The sequence below is a fragment of the Pseudodesulfovibrio profundus genome (assembly GCF_900217235.1).
Taxonomy (GTDB): domain Bacteria; phylum Desulfobacterota; class Desulfovibrionia; order Desulfovibrionales; family Desulfovibrionaceae; genus Pseudodesulfovibrio; species Pseudodesulfovibrio profundus.
The window spans coordinates 3,443,506-3,464,185 of the sequence record NZ_LT907975.1; the positions used below are offsets into that span (position 1 = coordinate 3,443,506).

14 protein-coding genes are annotated in these 20,680 nt (G+C 54.1%); 12 read left to right on the top strand and 2 right to left on the bottom strand.

Annotated elements, in window-relative coordinates:
* Window positions 1–127 precede the first annotated feature (127 nt).
* The 12 genes from DPRO_RS16145 (at window position 128) to DPRO_RS16200 (ending at window position 16,021) form a co-directional block, all read left to right on the top strand.
* Window positions 128–1,711, top strand: a complete 1,584-nt coding sequence (locus DPRO_RS16145; RefSeq protein WP_097012988.1) for a sigma 54-interacting transcriptional regulator — start codon at window positions 128–130, stop codon at window positions 1,709–1,711.
* Window positions 1,712–1,899: 188 nt separating this feature from the next.
* Entirely contained in the window at window positions 1,900–3,132 is a 1,233-nt protein-coding gene (locus DPRO_RS16150) for an alanine dehydrogenase (protein WP_157917530.1), read from the top strand.
* 41 nt (window positions 3,133–3,173) lie between these two features.
* Window positions 3,174–3,968 carry an ABC transporter substrate-binding protein gene (locus DPRO_RS16155; RefSeq protein WP_197706479.1) on the top strand — a complete coding sequence of 265 codons (795 nt, stop codon included), beginning with the start codon at window positions 3,174–3,176 and terminating at the stop codon, window positions 3,966–3,968.
* Window positions 3,969–4,039: 71 nt separating this feature from the next.
* Complete coding sequence (locus DPRO_RS16160) at window positions 4,040–4,705, top strand: amino acid ABC transporter permease (protein WP_097012990.1); 666 nt, start codon at window positions 4,040–4,042, stop codon at window positions 4,703–4,705.
* A 2-nt stretch (window positions 4,706–4,707) separates the two neighbouring features.
* Window positions 4,708–5,376, top strand: a complete 669-nt coding sequence (locus DPRO_RS16165) for an amino acid ABC transporter permease (RefSeq protein ID WP_097012991.1) — start codon at window positions 4,708–4,710, stop codon at window positions 5,374–5,376.
* Between the two features lie 154 nt (window positions 5,377–5,530).
* A complete protein-coding gene (locus tag DPRO_RS16170) occupies window positions 5,531–6,079 on the top strand; it encodes a GAK system XXXCH domain-containing protein (RefSeq protein ID WP_097012992.1) in 549 nt (182 codons plus the stop codon).
* 114 nt (window positions 6,080–6,193) lie between these two features.
* Complete coding sequence (locus DPRO_RS16175) at window positions 6,194–7,180, top strand: zinc-dependent alcohol dehydrogenase family protein (protein ID WP_232005629.1); 987 nt, start codon at window positions 6,194–6,196, stop codon at window positions 7,178–7,180.
* Window positions 7,181–7,432: 252 nt separating this feature from the next.
* Window positions 7,433–9,766 (top strand): type I secretion system permease/ATPase, encoded by a 2,334-nt coding sequence (locus DPRO_RS16180; protein ID WP_097012994.1) that lies wholly within the window; start codon window positions 7,433–7,435, stop codon window positions 9,764–9,766.
* Window positions 9,767–9,773: 7 nt separating this feature from the next.
* On the top strand, window positions 9,774–11,096 hold the full coding sequence (locus DPRO_RS16185) for an HlyD family type I secretion periplasmic adaptor subunit (protein WP_097012995.1): 1,323 nt from the start codon (window positions 9,774–9,776) through the stop codon (window positions 11,094–11,096).
* A gap of 8 nt (window positions 11,097–11,104) precedes the next feature.
* Complete coding sequence (locus tag DPRO_RS16190) at window positions 11,105–11,836, top strand: transglutaminase-like cysteine peptidase (RefSeq protein ID WP_097012996.1); 732 nt, start codon at window positions 11,105–11,107, stop codon at window positions 11,834–11,836.
* 20 nt (window positions 11,837–11,856) lie between these two features.
* Window positions 11,857–13,935 carry an HD domain-containing phosphohydrolase gene (locus tag DPRO_RS16195; protein ID WP_097012997.1) on the top strand — a complete coding sequence of 693 codons (2,079 nt, stop codon included), beginning with the start codon at window positions 11,857–11,859 and terminating at the stop codon, window positions 13,933–13,935.
* A 232-nt stretch (window positions 13,936–14,167) separates the two neighbouring features.
* On the top strand, window positions 14,168–16,021 hold the full coding sequence (locus tag DPRO_RS16200) for a cation:proton antiporter (protein ID WP_097012998.1): 1,854 nt from the start codon (window positions 14,168–14,170) through the stop codon (window positions 16,019–16,021).
* Between the two features lie 71 nt (window positions 16,022–16,092).
* On the opposite strand, the gene DPRO_RS16205 is transcribed toward DPRO_RS16200, so the two are convergent.
* The gene (locus tag DPRO_RS16205; RefSeq protein ID WP_097012999.1) at window positions 16,093–19,248 is read right to left on the bottom strand and encodes an efflux RND transporter permease subunit; all 3,156 of its coding nucleotides are present in this window, start codon (window positions 19,246–19,248) and stop codon (window positions 16,093–16,095) included.
* 3 nt (window positions 19,249–19,251) lie between these two features.
* A complete protein-coding gene (locus DPRO_RS16210; protein WP_097013786.1) occupies window positions 19,252–20,478 on the bottom strand; it encodes an efflux RND transporter periplasmic adaptor subunit in 1,227 nt (408 codons plus the stop codon).
* Between the last annotated feature and the right edge of the window lie 202 nt (window positions 20,479–20,680).

Below are 20,680 nucleotides of genomic sequence, written 5' to 3' on the forward strand. Positions count from 1 at the left end.
TAGATTGTGAATGGGGCAAATAACAAAATTGTGATTGCCCCGTTTTCTAGAGTGTTTCGTAGGTTACCAATATAATACAACTTTTCCCTGTAGTGATTCTGGCATCGCCTTTGCTTGTATGTGAGGCATGTCTTCTACAGTGCATGGATTGAAACTCTCCGCCCTCCTGACCATCTGTCAGGCCATTGATCAGGCTCTGGATCTGGAATCCGCCCTGGACGGTGTCCTGCGCATCCTTTCCGAACAGCTATCCATGCAACGCGCCACTGTGACGTTGTATGACTCCAAAACCGGCCACCTCTCCATCAACGCATCCTATGGGTTGACCAGTGAGGAGAAACAGCGTGGCGTGTATCGGTTGGATGAGGGCGTTACCGGGCGTATTTTCCAGACCGGTGAGCCGTTTTATGTGCCAGATATTGATAAGGAGCCATTGTTTCTTGATAAGACCGGCTCCAGACGATTGAAGCGGGGCATGATCTCCTTTGTGGGTGTGCCGATTGTTTTGCATGGCGATCCCATCGGAGTCCTCAATGTGGACCGGTTGTTCGCTGACGATGTGGCCCTTGAAGAGGATGTGGACTTCCTCAAGGTTGTTGCGACACTTATCGGTCAGTTTATCTCGCTCAATGAGAAGGTGCTGAAACGGGAGGCCGTGCTCAAGCGGGAAAACACCTCCCTTAAATATCAGATTTCCAAGAATTCCAAGGGCCCGTATATCGTCGGCCAGTCGCAGCCCATGGTCGAGGTCCAGCGGCAGATGGAGAAGGTATCTCCCACTCGCGCCACCGTTCTTCTGCTGGGCGAATCCGGTGTGGGAAAAACGCTCATCGCACGCATCATACATGAACTTTCCGAGCGAAAAGGGCACCCGTTCATTAAAGTGAACTGCGCGTCCATCCCCGGCAATCTGCTCGAATCCGAACTGTTCGGTCATGAAAAGGGTGCGTTCACCGGAGCCAGTGGTTCGCGCCCCGGTCGTTTCGAGGAAGCAGACAGCGGAACGATCTTTTTGGACGAGATTGGCGAACTCCCCTTGGGGTTGCAGGCCAAGCTGTTGCGTGTGCTGCAGGAAAAGGAACTGGAACGCCTCGGCTCCAACCGTACCCGTGCAGTTGATGTGCGAATCCTTGCCGCAACGAACCGTGACCTCGGTGATCTGGTAGAGCGCAACAAGTTCCGGCTCGACCTCTATTATCGACTCAATGTCTTCCCCATACGTATCCCCCCTCTGCGGGAGCGAAAGGAAGATATCACATCGCTGCTCAATCATTTTATCAATCAGATGGCCGAGAACTACGGGCGTCAGATGATCTTTACTTCCACTGCGCTCGATGCCCTCATCCGGTACGACTGGCCGGGTAATGTTCGCGAGATGCAGAATCTGATCGAACGGCTGGTCATTATGTCCGATACCGAGCGCATCAGCCTGGAGTTCCTCAAATCCTACCTCGCACCGGGGCAGACTGCCGCTGTGCAGGAAGTTGTGGGGTTTTCCGAGGAAGCACCGCGCCATTCCACGCTCCGTGAGTTTGAGCGTAATGAGGTGCTGGCCGCTCTGGAGCGCAGCGGCTGGATTCAGTACAAGGCTGCTGAGGCACTCGGGTTGTCAGCCAGACAGATGGGGTATCGCGTGAAGAAATATGGACTTGAATCGATGATAGCGGAAGGGCGGGCCAACCTGCGACGCAGGAAAGAAAAAATTTCATGATCAGTCATGACCTAGTACCTCCCATCCCCTAACCGGACAGGCCCCGTCATAATATGACGGGGCCTGTCTTGTTTATTGGGCAAGTGTTTTAGTCAGGTATTGTACGCTGTTGGTGTAAAAAACAGCGTGGTGACAATTACATCATAAAGCCATTTTTATTGTTTTTTCCCGTAGTTGTATTGTTTGCCGTGAAATTTTTTGATAGTGATTTGGCCGCTGTAATTACGCAGGCGCTTCATCCACAGATGTTCATGGGGCGCTGTTCCGTGTTCATGAGAGAAAGAGGAGTTCCCTTGCGCATAGGTGTGCTGAAAGAGGTGAAAGCGGGAGAAAACCGCGTTGCCCTGACCCCTGGCGGTGTCAAAACCCTGGCCGGCGACGGCCATGAATTGTTTGTGGAAGCAGGTGCCGGTGCGCGTTGCGATGCGCCCGATGCAGAATACCAGGCAGCTGGTGCGATCATCGTACCCGATGCCATGGCGGTTTCGGAAAACAGCGATCTGCTGACCAAGGTGAAGGAACCGCAGCCCGAAGAATTTGACATTTTTCGTGAAGGGCAGATCCTTTACAGCTATGTGCACAGTGAAACGCGACTGCCGCTGATTCGCACGCTGCTTGATAAAAAGATTACGGCCATTGCGCTGGAAAACGTCCGGACCGATGATGGCCGTTTTCCGCTGTTGGAGCCCATGTCCATTATTGCAGGCCAGTATGGTGTCATGATCGGCGGCGAATATCTTCAGTGTCGTCACGGTGGGCGTGGCATCAGTCTTGTCCGCTTTCCCGGTCTGCCTCCGGCAAAGGTCGTGGTCCTTGGTGCCGGTCCTGCTGGTGAGTCCGCAGCCCGTACCGCTGCCGGTCTCGGGGCGCAGGTTACACTGACAGAACTTTCATTCGACAAAATCCGCGAACTCACCCCTGTTCTTCCGGCCAATATCAAGCTGGTCAACGCGTCCGAGCCTTCTGTTCACGACGAAATCCTTGAGGCGGACATGGTAGTGCATACCACCACCATCCCGCCCGACAGCAGCTATCATATCATTCCCCGGACCATGCTCCCGCAGATGAAGCGTGGCTCCGTAATTGTAGATGTCACTGCCAACCTTCGTGGCGGCGTCGAGAGTATCGACCGGTATACCACCCACGCCGATCCGGTATGGGAAGTGGACGGTGTCATTCATTATGCCGTGACGAATATCCCCAGCGCCGTGGCCGCGACTGCCTCCCGCGCTTACGAAGCCGCCCATCTGGGCTGGTTGCGGCAGGTGGCAGCGAAAGGGGCGAAGACTGCCCTTGCCGAGAATCCTCCATTGTTGCGTGGCCTGACTGCCGCTGAGGGTATTCTCAGTTGGCATGAAGCAGGCACCATGCAGCAGCTCGACTGGATGGAGCCTCACAAAGCTTTGGAACAAATGGTGTAATGCCAGATTGTTATATACACAGTTTTAACTCTAGGAGAGAGATGATGAAACGTATTGTTAGTCTTGCCCTTATGCTCTGTATGGTTCTGGGTGCCGTCCAGACCGCTTCTGCCGATGCATTGGATGAAATCATCAAACGTGGTGAGCTGCGTGTCGCAGTTCAGACCCAGGGCCCTCCGTTCAGCTTTGTTGACAAGAACGGTGAGCGCACCGGTAGCTCCGTTGAATTCTGTAAGATGATGGCCGAAGAAATGGGCGTTAAGATCAAGTTCCTCGATTACGACTGGGACGGCCTGATCCCCGCACTGCTTTCCGGTAAAGCCGACATGCTCGCTGGCGACATGACCGCAAACCTGAAGCGTGCCCTGCGTGTTTCTTTCACTGATGCTTTCTACTACACCGGCTCCGTTGCCGTGACCAAGTCCGGTTCCGAGCTGACCTCCTGGGAACAGCTGAACAACCCTGACGTGAAAATCGCCGTTCTGATCGGTGGTACCGGTGAAGCCGACGCCAAGCGTCTCTTCCCCAACGCCGAAATCAAGTCCTACAAGGGCGGCGGTCCTATCCTGCTGAACGCCATCATGGCCGGTCATGCTGATGTTGCCGTCAATGACAAGTCCGCTATCGTCGGTGGTATGACTTCTTTCCCCGAAGGCTCCATGACCATCATTCCCGGTGTCATGTCCGAGCAGCCTCTGGCATTTGCCGTTCGTCCCCAGGATGAGCACCTGCGCCAGTGGATCAATCTGTTCTTCAAGTGGGTTAAGGCCGATGGCCGCTACGATGCCAATATCGACTACTGGGTCGATTCCCTGGATTGGAAGAAAGACCACTAGAACACCATTGGTTGAATCAGCCGCGCTCCGCTTGACGGGGCGCGGTTTTCACATTTTAAAATAAGTTTATCATGCTAGAATATTTCAATTTTCGTATTATATGGGAGTACATGCCGCTCTTTCTGGACGGCTTGGTGCAGACCTCGTGGATTTCGTTGGTCGGCATTATCGGCTCCCTGATCATTGGCATGATCGCGTGTGCCTGCCGTATCTCAGGCATCAAGGCTTTGGTCGCCATTTCAGTGGTCTACATCGAAGTCATTCGCTCCACGCCGCTGCTCGTGCAACTCTACTTTCTCTACTTCGGCCTGCCGTCCCTCGGATTCCAGGTCAATGAACTCAATACCGGACTGGTCGCATTGTCGTGCAACTCCGGGGCGTACGTGGCGGAAATCCTCCGGTCGGGCATCAAAGGTATTCCCGTTGGTCAGGTGGAAGCAGCCATGGGCCAGGGGTTCAATATCGTGCAGCGGTTCGGATACATCATCCTGCCCCAGGCGTTGGCCAATACCATGCCTTCCATGCTGGGACAGGCCATCGTGCTGGTCAAGGACTCTGCCGTGCTGTCGCTGATCTCCGTCATGGAGCTGACCCGTGCGGGCCAGTTGCTCAACTCCGAGCGTTTCATGCCCACCGAAGCCTTTTTCACCGTGGCCGCCTTCTATCTCTTCCTGTACTACCTGCTTAAAGGCGCCACCAAGTTATTCCAACGACGTCTGACCTTCAGGAGCGCGTAATCATGTGGGGATTCTATTTCGACCAACTCATGGCTAGCCTGCCCCTGTTCTACAAGGGGCTGGGGATGACAGTCGCTGTTTCCGCCCTCAGTCTGGTGGGTGGAACGATCATTGGTGTCATGGCGGGTATCTTCCGCGCCAACTCGGGGTCATTCATGTCCCGCCTGCTGTCGATTTATGTCGACTTCATGCGCGGAACACCGTTCCTGGTCCAGGTCTTCATCATTTTCTTCATCCTTCCGGAAGTCGGTTTGCATCTGGAAGCGTTTGAAGCGGCCGTATTCAGCCTCACGCTCTATTCGGGCGCGTATATCTGCGAGATCGTGTCCGCAGCCATCCAGGCGGTGCCGCCCGGACAGGCCGAGGCATGCCGTTCGTTGGGCCATACCTGGCGACAGACCATGTGGCTTGTCATTCTGCCTCAGGCGCTGCGAATGGCTTTGCCGTCCCTTGTCGGGCAGTATGTGCTGCTGATCAAGGACTCTTCCATCGTATCCGTTATCGGTGTCACCGACATCACCCGCGCCGGATGGTTGACCGTGCAGCGCATCCCCGAGGGGGTCATGGTCTTTGGACTGGTCGGCTTGATGTACTTTCTGGTTTGCTTCCCGCTCATCCAGATATCGAACAGGCTTGAGAAGCGCTATTCGACAGGGGAGTTGAAGCTCTAACAAGCCTCACCCCGGTTGGAAGGGCCGCTTTCAACCAGCATTGAAACAATACGCCTCGGAGTTTGATTGCTCCGAGGCGTTTTTTGTAGCTTCTTCTTGTCGATGTTTTCGCATTTGTTGTATGGTGACCATTCACCGTAAACGGAGGAAAGGAATGAGTTCTCTGAAATTGGATAAGTACCTGTCACGCGAAGAGTTGCCCGACTTCTTCCGTGAGTTGGCGAGCGCCCTCGAAACAGGTGAGGGTGGCGAACTTTCATGTGCCAACGAATTCAAGAAGATGAAATTCACCGTCAAGGATGAATACGGGCAGATATCCCTGCGGGCCAAGATCAAGTCCGCTGCGGATTGTGTTTCCGAAGATATCGATTTGATACCTGACGCAGAAGATGCCGATCCGAATGCTGTGCCGCCCAAACCGAAATACAAGGCGCTCAAAAAGCGCATGGGCAAGAGCTTCAAGGTTCTTTTCAAGATGATTCATCAGGGGCAAATGCCTCCCAAGGCGGCTGTGGAGGAGTTTCTTTCAGACTCCAAGCTCATGGTTGCCTATCCGGGGTATGGCGATCCCTATTATGAGGAATACATTGCGGCTTGCGATGCCTTTGCTGCGGCCTATGCCGTGGCTGACATGGATTTGCTCAATGAAACAGTCGATAAGCTCGTGCACCAAAAAGGCCATTGCCACGCCAAGTACAAGTAGGCGTGGGCCATCACCAGTTGGGCATGGTGCATACCCTGCACCATGCCCTCTGCATATTTTGACGAACCGTCATTTAACCTGGACAGACCACAAGGGGGAGTGAACATGCAGGCCATGATGCTTAGGTCGTTTGGCGATCAATATGATTTCGACTTGCGTGAGGTTTCCGTGCCGACTCCAAAGCCCGGTGAAGTCCTGATTCGGGTTGTCGGGTCGAGTTTCAATCCCATTGATAACAAGATTGCCACACTGGGGAGTGCCTTGGGTTTTGCGCCCGAGTTGCCTGCCATTTTGGGCATGGATGTCTCCGGTGTCGTGGTCGAGGCTGGCTGCGGTTTTTCCCGTTTCCAGCCGGGAGATGCTATCTATGGTTGTGCCGGAGGGCTGGGTAACATTCCCGGTGCCTTAGCCGAATACATGGTCGTGGATGAACGACTGATGGCCAGAGCGCCCGAGAATATGGAGCTTGCGGATGCGGCGAGCCTGCCACTGGTATCGATCACGGCGTGGCTTGGTTTGTTCGCCAAGGCGGGGATCGCTCCGGGCGAAACCCTGCTGGTGCAGGGCGGTGCCGGTGGGGTCGGGCATATTGCAACCCAGCTTGGCGTGTACGCCGGAGCCGAGGTGCATGCTACAGTCTCTTCGGATACCAAATCCATGATCGTGGAAAGCCTTGGCGCTATCCCGGTCAACTACCGCGAGACCGATCTTGTCGAGTATACGCAGGAAGTGACGGATGGCGACGGATTTGACGTGATTTACGATACGGTTGGCGGTGCCAATCTTGATGTCTCATTCCCGTTGGCCGGGATCGGCGGCAGCGTCGTCACTACGGTCAGTCGCTCCACCAATGATCTGAGTCCGCTGCATGCCAAATCACTGTCGCTCCATGTGGTGTTTATGCTGTTGCCGCTGATGACAGGGCAGGGACGGTGGCAGTACGGCGATATCCTGCGCGAAATCACCTCATTGATTGAAGCGGATGAACTGGCTGTGCTGCTTGATGAATCCCGGTTCCACTTCACGGAAATATCCCAAGCGCACAGATACTGGGCTACAGGCGAGGCCATGGGCAAGATTGTCATTGATTATAGTGAGTAAGATACTTACTTGTCTTTTTTGGCAGTTAATGACACTTGGTTTTTTCGCTTGGTGTCAAAGGAGATGATTCAGCCTTTTCGATGTGATGGAATGAATCGAAAGGTGTTGGTATATTGATATAAATTTCAGTTCAGCCTTGACAAAAGCAGCAGGCGCATCAATGGTAGAATTCTTGGATAATAAGATGTATTCACAAAACGTGATTTTCCGATTTCAAGAAGTGTCATTACTATTACTTAGCTAGGCTTCACTATGCCATCAGATAAAAAAACTCCACCCAATACAGCGCAAGAGCCGGTAGCTCCCACAGAGGAAACCGCCCGCTCAAAGCCTTCGGCGGCCAAGCCGGATGCTCCCAAGCCGAAACAGGGCGCTGGTGCTCCTCCGCCCGGAGCTGGCAAGCAGCAGCCCCCTCAGTCCAATAGGCCGGAAGCATTGAGCAGGGATGAACGGCTCGACCATAAAGACATCGATTTTCAGCCGCCCCTTGTCATCTGCCTGTCCATCATAAGTCGTCTTTTGGGCAAGCCCGTTTCATCGGCAACGCTCAAGGCGGGTATTCCCCAGCAGGAAGGGGTCATTACTGCGGCTTCCATTGTTCGCGCTGCCGAACGGATTGGCTTCAAGGCCAAAACCGTTCATCGCAAGACACCTCGGTCAATATCCAAACTGGTCCTTCCGTCCATCCTGCTGCTGCGAGGCGGCAATGCCTGCGTTCTGCTGGATACGGATGACAATAAGGCACGGGTTATCATCCCCGGTCACGGCATGGATGAAACCGAGATGCCCATGGACAAGCTTGAAGAGGAGTACACCGGATACGCCATTCTGTGCCATCGCGCATCAAAGCTCGACAAACGGGCCAGTGAACTGAAGCAGGTCAAGAGCAAGCGGTGGTTCTGGGGCGTGATGCTCAAATTCTGGCCCATCTACAAGCACGTTATCGGCGCGTCCATCATGACCAACCTGATCATTGTTGCGTCGCCGCTGTTCGTGATGAACGTCTATGATCGGGTCATACCGAATAATGCCATCGACACGCTGTGGGCGTTGGCCATCGGTATAGGTATCGCTTATCTTTTCGACTTTCTGCTGAAAAATCTTCGCTCCTATTTCGTGGACGTGGCCGGACGCAATGCCGACGTATTGATCGGGTCGCGCATCATGCAGCATCTCATGTCGGCCCGACTGGACCACATGCCGGAGTCGGCCGGAGCCGTTGCCAACAATGTGCGTGAATTCGAGTCACTACGAGAGTTCTTCAGTTCCAGTTCGCTGGTGGCGCTCATCGACATGCCGTTTTTGATACTGTTCATTGCGGTTATTCATTTTATCGGCGGTCCCATTGCATGGCCCATATTTATCGCTGTGCCGTTGGTCATCCTGTTCGGCCTGTTCCTGCAGGTGCCGTTTCAGCACATCATCGAAAACCACTACAAGGAATCCACGCAGAAGAACGCGCTTCTTTTCGAGATCGTTCACGGGTTGGAGACCATCAAAACCTCCATGGCAGAAGGTCGCATGCAGGCCCGCTGGGAGAATGTCGTCGGTATGTCGGCCCAGTCCAACAGCAGCGCAAAGGTCTTTGCCAACCTGTCCATCACGTTTTCGGTGTTCGTCACCCAGATGGTGTCCGTTGCGATCATCATCATCGGTGTTTTTCTGATTTCCAAGGGTGAACTGACCGTTGGTGGGCTTATCGCCTGTAATATCCTTTCGGGGCGGGCCATGGCGCCGCTGAGTGCGGTCGCAGGGCTGCTCTCCCGTTTCCAGCAGTCGCGCATGGCGCTTAATGCGCTGGATATGCTCATGGACATGCCTTCTGAGCGTCCTGATGACAAAGAGACATTTCATTACGGTGAGATGGAAGCATCCATGCAGTTGGAGAATGTTTCCTTCAGCTATCCCGGTACGGATAAGGCGGTCCTCAATGAGGTCAATCTGATGCTCAAACCCGGCGACAAGGTCGGTATTGTCGGACGAACCGGTGCGGGTAAATCCACCCTCGGCAAGCTGTGTGTGGGGCTGTATCAGCCTGTGGCCGGTTCGGTGAAGGTGGGTAACATCGATCTGCGGCAAATGGATGTGGCTGATCTTCGACGTAAGGTTGGCTATGTGTCGCAGGATTCGCTGCTCTTCTACGGTACCCTTCGCGACAATATCGCCTTTGGCCTGCCCGAGGCCGACGACCAGTCCATCAAGTTTGCCGCCGACGTAGCCGGAGTCAACGATTTCGTTACCGATCATCCCGCCGGATTCGGCATGATGGTCGGCGAGCGGGGATCGTCCCTGTCAGGCGGGCAGCGACAGGCTGTATCCGTTGCCAGGGCCATTCTTCCCGACCCGGAAATCCTGATCATGGATGAGCCTTCCAGCAATATGGACAACCAGTCCGAATACCGGCTCAAATCAAAGCTGGAACCGTATATCAAGGACAAGACGGTCATCGTGATCACCCACCGCCATTCCATGCTTGATCTGGTCGACCGGCTGGTGATCATGGACAAGGGACGCATCGTGGTGGACGGTCCCAAGCAGGCTGTGCTCGACGGCTTGCGATCCGGCAAGATCAAGGTTTCCATGTGAGGTCGACATGAAGAAATACGATAAAGAAACGTTGCTGTTCATGTCCGAGGTGGACCAGGCCATGTATGGAAAAGGCCGCCGCTACACCTACATCATGTCCACCTGCATTATCCTGATGTTCGTGGGCTTCCTGGTATGGGCAAAGTTCGCCGTGCTCGACGAGGTGACTCGTGGATTCGGGCGCATCATTCCCTCCCAGCGCATTCAGGAAATCCAGAACCTTGAAGGCGGTATCCTTAGCGATATCTACGTCAACGAGGGGCAGGTGGTTGAAAAGGGCGATGTTCTTTGCCGTCTGCATAACGAGCAGGCCGCCAGTTTTTATCGTGACGCACAGGCCAAGGCCCTGGAGCACCGTGCCGCCATCGCCCGACTCATTGGCGTGGTGGAAGGCATTGAACCAGTATTTGATGAAGAGTTGAAAGAAAAGGCTCCACAATTGGTCAATGACCAACGCCGGATATTCAAGGCACAAAAAGAACAGTTGGACATAGAACTCGCCCTCTTGCGCGACCAGTACGAGCAGAAGCAGCAGGAAGTGAACGAGATGGCGGGGCGCCGGAAGCAACTGCTTTCCAGTCTGAAGGTGGCGGAAAAGCAGTTGGATATCACTCGCCCGCTGGTCAAGAAGCAGATCCACTCCGAGTTGGACTTTCTCAATCTTGAACAAAAAGTCGTGGAGCTTCGAGGTGATGTGGACGCCCTGCGTCTGGGGATACCCAGAGTGCAGAGTGCCGCCAGAGAAGCACTGGGACGCATCGAACAACGCAAGGCCGAGCACCGCTCCGCAGCGTTGGAAGAGATCAACGAGCGGCGCCTTGAATTGATTTCCATTCGTGAGTCCTTGGCAGCAGGAAGTGATCGCGTGACCCGAACCGATGTTCGTTCCCCGGTCAGAGGTATCGTAAAATCCATTTATATCAATACGCTTGGTGGTGTTGTGCAGCCCGGCGAGTCGATCATGGAAGTGGTCCCTCTCGACGACACCCTGTTGGTGGAAGCGCAGATCAAGCCGGCGGATATCGCATTCCTCCATCCCCAGCAAAAAGCACAGGTCAAGATCACTGCCTATGACTTTTCCATCTATGGTGGATTGGAAGGGACAGTCGAGCACATCAGCGCGGATACCATTGAAAACGAGAAAGGGGAGAGCTTCTACCTCGTCAAGGTGCGCACTACCCAGAACGTGATGAAGTATCGCGGTCAGGAATTGCCCATTATTCCGGGCATGACTGCTCAGGTGGATATCCTGACCGGAGAGAAGTCCGTGCTCGACTATCTGCTCAAGCCCATCCTCAAGGCCAAGCAAAACGCGCTTAGGGAGCGCTAGCCCTCAGTATGACTGAGAGGTCGTCCATATTACATCCGGCGGCGATGCTCGTGTGTGTTGCGTGCATCGTCGTCTGCCTTTGCTGTGGTCCGGCCGCAGCAGCAGATTCCGCGCCTCCCAAGGTGAAGCTCTTTGGTACCGTGGAGTTCAAGGGGAAGATCAAGCAATTGCCCAACTGGACCCGTGTGCTCGGTAAAATGGAAAAGTGGAAAGGGTTCTTCCAGTACATTTCCACTGCCAAGCTGCCCTCGAAATCAGGTTGGTCCAAGCTGGTCAAGGAAGTTGAAGGGCAGGACGCCATGGGCAAGCTCAAAGCCGTCAACAAGTTCTTCAACCTGTGGCCCTACCGGCTGGATGCTGCCAACTATGGCGTATCGGACTATTGGGCCACCCCCATGGAGTTTCTTAAGAAATCAGGCGATTGCGAGGACTATGCAATCGCCAAGTACTATGCCTTGCAGGAGTTCGGTTTTTCGATCGACTCCATGCGCATTGTGGCCGTGAAGGATTACATCCGAGGCATCGGCCATGCCGTGCTCGTCGTCTATACCGATAGCGGGGCATACGTGCTCGATAATCAGACGAACATGGTGCTGTCCCACGCTCGGTACAAGCACTATATTCCCCAGTATTCAGTAAATGAGAAATTTCGTTGGATGCACGTTCCCACCAAAAAACGGTTCGGGAAGAAAGCGACAACGAACAACGTGAAACAGGAAAACGTTTTACCTGTTCCGTAAAACACCAGATGGAGTTGACTATGGCATCAAACATTACCATGACCGAAGCGTCCGAACCGATAGGAGGGGCCAAACAAGGCGTAAAAATTGCCGTTGTTTTGGCTTTTGTGCTGGTTTTGTCCGCGGGGATGGCTTTTCTGGGTGGCCGGGCCATCGATGAAAAGCGTCAGGTGACCCTGGATAATCAGGAGAAACGGCTTCGACTCCTCGCCCACGGGCGGGCTCAGATGGTCGAGGCGTGGCTGGAGAATCTTTCTCAGCAGGGTGACCGGCTGATTAAGTCGGACCTGTTCCGGCTCTACGCCGCTGAAGTTGATTCGATCAACGGCGACCTGGCATCCATTTTCGGGGCAATTCCCGGGCAGGATGTCGACAGCGGCGTGCCTGAATTGGCCCAGCAGTTGCCGATGATGCAGAACATGCTGCGCGAATTTTCCGCCTATGCCGGGTTCGTCAATGCACGAATCCTCAACCGGGAAGGCGACGCTTATATCGCCACGGATGGTCATCTGCCTCCCATGCTCGCCGAACAGGTGGCACAGGCCTCCGAGGCTATCCGCACGAAGTCCCCACGGTTCTCGCCCCTCAGAAAAACCGGGCAGGGAGTTGAGCTGGACGTATACGTGCCCATCTTCCCGCCGGACGATACCGATGGCGAACAGGCACCGGTTGGTACCCTGATGATTACACGACAGGTCTCGGGGCAGATCACTGAACTGCTTTCCAATTCGTCCCTGTCGGCTGAAGGTGAGAAAACCCGCCTTATGCAGCGCATGGGCAATGTGTACAGGGAAGTGACACCCTGGACCGCTTCGGGGTTCTCGGATGTGGTGGCTGATATTTCTTTGAATGAGGACAACATCCTGCCCTTTGCCCAGCGGAGCAGTCTGTCGGATGAGAGCAGCAAGGTGTTCTCCATGGCTGTCCCGGTGAATGGGCCGCAGTGGTGGATCGTTCAGGAAGCCGGAGCACAAGGTGTTCTCGGCCCCATCGAGAGCTACAGTGGTACGGTCTATGTGGTCACCGGACTGGGTGTACTGACCGCCTTCCTGATGGCCGGGCTTGCCTGGTGGGTCATGGCCGGGGTGCAGTCAAAACGTGTTGCAGCCGAATTCAAGGCGCTGGCGTTGCAGATCGAGGACCAGAAGCGGTTCATCGACTCAATCAATGCCAATATCGAAGAGTTCATCACGCTCAAGGATGCCGAAGGCAAGTACACGTACGTCAATGATGCCTTTGCCCTGGCTGTGGGCAGAAGCCGGGACGAGATCATCGGCATGGATGGCGTGGCAGTGTTTGGCTACGATACGGCCAAGCGCCTCTCTTCCATGGACGATATCGTTCTGATGGAAAATCGGCAGGTTGTCGTTAACGAGTCGGTCTTCCTGCGTTCTCAGCGTTACCGTTTCCAGATAGCGAAATCTCCTTATTGCGGTGCAGATGGCACCTGCATCGGCATTGTCGAAGTGTATCGCGATATGACGGAATTTGTCGCCATACAGGAGAAGAACCGTCGGCTTATCCGTCGGGCCATGGAGGCTCTTGGTTCCACCATTGAAGCGGCAGATCCCTATCTGGGTGGTCACACAAAGCTGCTGGCCGGTTTATCGGTCGAGGTGGCTCGCCACATGCATTTGCCCGAGACCGATGTGGTGGAAATTGAAACCGCGGCCAACCTCTCTCAGATAGGCAAGATGTTCGTGCCCAATGAGATTCTGACCAAACCCGGGAAGCTGACTCCTGAGGAAAAGGCGACCATGGAAAATCATGTGGAGCACGCCTACCGCATCCTCAAGGATATCGATATTGCCGAAGGGGTGCTCATCGCCATTTACCAGATGAGTGAACATGTCGACGGCAGCGGGTATCCCAAGAAGCTGACAGGTAATGAAATCATTTTGCCTGCACGCATCCTGTCATCCCTCAACGCGTTTTGCGCCATGATTCGCCCCCGTTCATATCGCGGGGCCAAATCACCTGAGGATGCGCTGGGAATCCTGTTGCAGGAAAATACCAAATACGATCAGGACGTTGTTCACGCATTGGGCGAAGTGCTCAAAACCCCCACAGGGGAGCGCGTACTACGCGAAGAGTTGTAATAACCGATCCGTCTGGTGTGGATCGCAAGTCCCGGTGTTTCGACGCCGGGACTTTTTTGTCTCATGGTAAAAGTGAGCGGGAAGATGCAGCAAACTTTGACGAAAGTACGATTATACGTATATGAAGGGTAAGTTGAAAAATGTTGTATTGAGGTGTTCTTCTACCTGCCAACAATGATCCTCAGTATTGCTGTCGGCAGGTCCTTTTCCAAAGCGGCTAATCGGAGGTACGATGCATGGTCTAGAGTTAGCTGCTCTTTCAGGAATTCTGGTCATTGGTATTCTTTGTCAGTGGATCGCCTGGCGCGTGAAACTGCCTGCAATACTCTTTCTTCTTTTATGCGGCATACTTGTCGGCCCGGTTTTACGATACCTTGAGCCGGATGCCCTTTTCGGAAATATGCTGTTTCCGTTCATTTCGCTGGCGGTTGCGGTCATCCTGTTTGAAGGAAGCCTGACGCTCCGGTTTCAGGATATTTCGGGTCTGCGAAAAGTCGTACGCAACATGATAACCATCGGAGCGGTACTGACCTGGGGCATCACCGCTGTGGCAACCCGGATGCTCATGGGCTTTTCGTGGGAGATCGCCTTCCTTTTTGGCGCGCTCATGGTTGTTACCGGACCTACGGTTATCGTCCCCATGCTCAGGACCGTGCGTCCCAATGCCAACCTTTCAAATATCCTTCGGTGGGAAGGTATTCTTATCGATCCCATTGGTGCCACGCTGGCAGTGCTGGTATTCCAATTCATCGTGGCTGTCGGGCTTCAGGATGGCATTGCCGATATGGTGGCCGTATTCGGTAAAATACTGCTGATCGGTGGCGTGCTGGGGTCCATTTGCGGCTTTATCTTCAGTGTGGCCCTGCGCAAACATTGGATTCCTTCATTCCTGCACAACTTCTCGGCCCTTGCTCTGGTCTGCGCGGCCTTTGCCATTTCCGATACCCTCGAACCGGAATCGGGTCTTTTGACCGTGACGGTCATGGGCGTCTGGCTTGCCAACAGCAAGGGCGTCGAGGTCGTGGATATCCTCGACTTCAAGGAACACCTGAGCATGGTGCTGATTTCCATGCTGTTCATTATTTTGGCGGCTCGCATGGAGTTGTCGGTCTTCAATGATCTGGGTGTGTCGGCCCTGATTCTTTTCGGCGTGCTCCAGTTTGTGGCACGACCGATTTCAGCACAGGTATCTGCCTTTGGTTCCAAGCTGACAGGGGCCGAACGCCATTTCCTCTCGTGGATTGCCCCTAGAGGCATCGTGGCAGCGGCTATTTCCGCTGTCTTTGCCATCAAGCTGGAGTCTCTTGGCTATCCGGAAGCGCAGCAATTGGTTCCGCTGACGTTTGTCATGATCGTGGGGACGGTCCTGTTGCAAAGCTTTACGGCCCGGCCCATAGCCCGATGGCTCAAGGTGGCGGAACCTGATCCCAAAGGGTTCCTTATTGTGGGGGCGGATATCCTGTCGCGCAATATTGCCACCTGTCTGGTGGAGAACGGATTTCGGGTACAGCTTACCGATCAGAACTGGAACAATGTCATGGCAGCGCGAATGGAAGGACTGCCTGCATACTGGGGAAATCCAGTATCAGAACATGCCGAGCGCCATTTGAACCTTGTCGGGGTGGGGCGACTGCTTGCTCTCAGCTCCAACAAGGAGTTGAATGCGCTGGCAGCCCAGCACTATCGCATTGAGTTCGGTGCCAGCAATGTTTTTACTGTCAGAAACAGGCAGCCGGATGATTCCGTGGAGACTGCCAAGTCCACGTTCCGATTGAGCGGACGCCCTCTGTTTGATGAAAAAGTAACGTACAAAAGTTTGATGGAATTGGTTGAAGGTGGCGCGGAACTCAAGACCACGCCATTGACCGAGAAGTTCACATTTGAGGACTATCTCGATCAGTGCGAGGAGAAACGTATCCCATTATTTGCCATCACTCCTGGAGGCAGTCTCAGGATATTCACCGGGGATGAGGATTTTACCCCCAAGACCGATTGGCGAATCGTCGGCACAGCTACTTGCGTGCCGTTACGGTCACTGGACAAGGACGGCAAGCACGTCCAGGAATCTGCCAAACAGTCGGACTGATTCATGTGCGCTGAATAGGGAAGAACCAATAGTGAGAAAAAAAGGGGCGTCCAGATGGACGCCCCTTTTGCTTATTGCTCTTTAGTCGATTTGAAGCCGATTGTTCGTCGTAGGAGTTTTCCGGTTTTGGCCGCTGCTCCCTGTACTCCGGCATAGAGGGCCGGGACAACGATGACGCCAAGAATGGTGGCTGCGATCATACCGCCGAAAACCGATGTTCCGAGGGCGTGTCGGCTGGCAGAGCCTGCACCGCTCGCTGTCACCAGCGGGATAACGCCGAGAATGAAGGCAAAGGAAGTCATGAGAATGGGACGGAACCGGAGATTGGCAGCCTCAAGCGCTGCTTCTCGGAGGCTGAGTCCTTTTTCATGCTGTTCTTTGGCAAACTCGACGATCAGAATGGCGTTTTTGGCAGCCAGACCAATGAGCATGACCAGTCCGATCTGCGCATAGACGTTGTTTTCCAACCCGCGCATCCACTGCGAGGCCATGGCTCCGAAGATGCCGAGCGGCACACAGAGGATGACGGCGAACGGAGTCGCCCAGCTTTCATACTGCGCAGCAAGAACCAGGAAGACCATGACAACGGCAAGGGCAAAGACCATGGCGGTCTGTCCTCCGGCGTTCTTTTCCTGATAGGCGATGCCTGTCCACTCATACCCGTAGCCATCCGGGAGGTTCTGCCGTGCAGCAGCCTCCATGGCGGCCATGGCCTGACCGGAACTGACTCCGGGAGCCGGGTTGGCCGTGATCTCAACCGTTTTGAAGATGTTGTACCGCTGCACATACTCCGGACCGGTTGTCCTTTCGGCTTCGGCTACGGTTGAAAGCGGGACCATCTTGCCATCTTCCGAACGCATGTAGAAGCGGGAGATATCCTGAATCTTGGTTCGGTACTCGGGCTCGGCCTGTGCCATGACGCGGTAGGTGCGTCCGTACTTGTTGAAGTCGTTGATGTAGTAACCGCCGAGGTACGTCTGCATGGTCTGGAATACCTGATTGACCGGTACTCCCATCTTTTTGACCTTGTCGCGATCCAGTTCCACGGAAAATTGCGGAACATTGGTGGAGAAAGTCGTAAAGCTTGAGGCGATTTCGGGCAGTTGGTTGACTTCCGACATAAAGGATCGGGAGACAGCCGACAGGTCTGTCAGTGCGCCACCGGTGCGATCCTGCAGTTCAAATTGCAGGCCGCCGGTCGAGCTGAGACCACGAATCGGAGGCGGTCCAAATCCCATGACGATGCCGTCCTGAATCCTGTTGAATTCAGCTTGAGCCCGCCCCATGATCGCCTGGTAACTGAGGTCCGGAGTCGTACGCTCTGACCAGTCATCCAAAACGACGAACAGGGCCGAGTTGTAGGATGAATAGGACCCGGTCAGCAGGCTGAAACCGCCCAGTGTGACGAAGCTGCGGATGCCCGGTGCATTTTTGAGGTATTCCTCAACCTGCTGGACAGCCATGTCGCTTCGATCCAAAGAGGCAGCTTCAGGAAGCATGCAGTTGACAATGAAGTATCCCTGATCTTCGTCCGGCACAAAGCCTGATGGCAGTATCTTGAGGAAACCACCGGCTCCGGCTGTCAGTGCGATAACCACGAGCAGCCCAAGAATGGAGCGTCGGACCATCAGCGAAACACCGGAGTTGTAGCGGGCGGTCACCCAGTCGAAGATGAGGTTGAATTTATCGAAAAACCATCCCAGTGGTCCGCCGATTGGCGTATAAGGCCGGAGCAGCAGGGCACTGAGCGCTGGTGACAAAGTCAGCGCGTTGATTGATGAAATCAGAACGGAGACAGACAGTGTCAGGGCAAACTGTTTGTAGAGCTGACCGGTGATACCGCCCATGAAGGCGACAGGTATGAAGACCGCTACCAGTACCAACGTCGAAGCGATGATCGGCCCGGTTACTTCCTTCATGGCCTTGATGGTGGCATCTTTGGCTGACAGGCCCTCTTCGTCAATTATTCGCTGCGTTGCCTCGACCACGACAATGGCGTCATCAACAACAATACCAATGGCGAGGACAAGCCCGAACAATGTCAGTGTGTTGATGGAGAAGTCGAGCATGGGGAACAGGGCAAAGGTACCGATCAGAGAGACTGGCACACAGATCATCGGGATGAGCGTTGTGCGCCAGTTCTGCAGGAAGACGAACACCACGATGAAGACGAGGACCAGAGCTTCAATAAGGGTGCTTTGGACCTCTTCAATGGACGACTCAACAAACAGTGTCGTGTCGTATGGGATCTGATATTCCACTCCCTGCGGGAAGTATTGGGCCAGGTTGTCCATCACGTTACGCACTTCAGATGCTACGTTCAGGGCATTGGCGCCGGGAAGCTGGTAGATCAGCAACGATGCCGTGTCCTGTCCGTTCAGACGGGCGAAAGTGTAGTAGTTGCGTGATCCCAGTTCCACTCGGGCCACATCCCTGATGCGGGTGGTGGAGCCGTCTTCATTGGCCTTGAGAAGGATCGCGCCGAACTCTTCGGGATCCGCCAGTCGTCCCTGAACGCGCAAGGACATCTGGTACTGCTGGCCTTTGGGGGTCGGGGGCATGCCGATCTGTCCGGCCGGTGCCTGAACGTTCTGCTCCTGCACTGCCTGAATGACATCCGTTACGGTCAAGCCGTAGGTGGCGAGCTTGTTCGGCTCCAGCCAGAGGCGCATTCCGTAGTCCTTGTCACCAAACAGGGAAACATCGCCAACACCCTCGATACGACGCAAGGCATCATAGAGGTTGATTTTGGCGTAGTTGTTCAGGAACAGGGAGTCGTATTGCGGTTCTTTTGACGTCAGATTGATGATGAGAACGATGTCAGGCGACCGTTTGCGAACGGAGATACCTGCATTGCGTACTTCCTGGGGCAGCTGTGCCGCAGCGAGGTTGACGCGGTTCTGTACATCAACAGTCGCCAGTTCAAGGTCTCTGCCCAGGTCGAATGTGACGTTGAGGGCCATGGAGCCGTCGTTGGCCGAGATGGAGGACATGTACATCATGTCCTGGGCGCCGTTGACCTGCTCTTCGATAGGCGTTGCCACCGATTCCATGACGGTCTCCGCATCGGCGCCGATATAGTTGGCGCGGACACTGACCGATGGCGGTGCGATTTCCGGGTACTGCGCGATGGGCAGTGAGAAAAGACTCAGTGTCCCGACCAGCAGAATGATGATCGCGACAACCGAGGCAAAAATAGGGCGATTGATGAAGAATTGGACGAACATGGCTTAGCCGTCCTTGTTCTCAGCACCATCTTGGTCGCTGTTTGACTCGTTTGGCTGGGATGAATTCAGATCAACCTCTTCGCCACCCGGCTTTGTCATGGGAACGACAATGGGCTTGATTTCCATGCCCGGGCGCAGTCGACGGACATCATCCGTGACAATAAGATCATCAGGGGAGAGCCCTTCTTTGACTACGACGAAGTTGTCGACTTCATATCCGGTCTCAACAGGCTGGTTCACGAGCTTGTTGTCCTGATCAACCTTGTAGATGGAGGTCATGCCCTGCACGTCGATGATGCTGCGGGAAGGAACGACAATGGCATCTTTGGTTTCTTCGATAAGGATGAGAACACGGCTGTACTGTCCGGGACGAAGAAGGCCGTCCGGATTCGGGAACTGGACTCGAATGCCCAGTGTGCCGGTCTTCGGATCAACGGCGCGGTCAACCATGCTCAACTGACCGGAGTGTTCGTATTCGGTACCATCGGAAAGCAGCATCCTGAGGCCGTCGTCGGGAAGGTTGCTCTGCTCCCGGTTGCGTTTGGCTTTGAGGTAGTCGGCTTCATTGACACTGAAAGAAACATAGACCGGATCGACGGTGGAAATGGTGGCGAGCAGGGTGGATTCGCCCTTACCCACGAGGTTGCCGACATCAACCTGAACACGACCGATGATGCCATCGATGGGCGAATAGATTTTGGTGTATCCCAACTGTATGTTGGCATTTTCGACCTGGGCCTTGTTCTGGCGAACTTTGGCCTGATAGGTGCTGAAGCTGGTCTGGTAGGACTCGAACTCGGTCTGGCTGACCACTCCTTCTTTAAGGAGTTTTGAGTAACGGGCCATGTCTTTTTTTGCTTTTTCCAGCAATGCCTGATTGTAATCAAGCTCCGATTTTGCCTCTTTGAGGTCTTCCTCGAAAGGTTTCGGGTCGATGACGAATAACAAATCGCCTTTTTTGACTGCCCGACCTTCCTCAAACTGCTTTTCAAGAAGGAACCCTTCTACCCGGGCTCGTATGTCGACTGTATCAACAGCACTTATCTGACCAATGAATTCGCCCCAATTGGGCATGTCTCTCGTTTCGACTTTTGACACCTTCAGCGGTCTGACTTCGGGTGCAGCTGCCTGTTTTTCTTCGTTTTCCGTACAGCCGGAAAAAACGAGACCAACGAGACAGAGAAAAATGACGGGGAAAATGGGAGCTGCTTTTTTGTATGGCATCGGCATACCTTTGAAAAGACTGTTAATATTGTTTGATTCCATCAGGGAGTGTAACCAGAAAAGCCTATTCATATCAAATATTATTTCTCCTTAACATAATACGTATGCGGTTTTATTGGCAGATGGTATTTTTTGTCTTTTCTCATTGTTGACTCGGGACCTTGCAGCCTTTACTTACAGTTGTACCAACAATATCGCAGACTGGAGG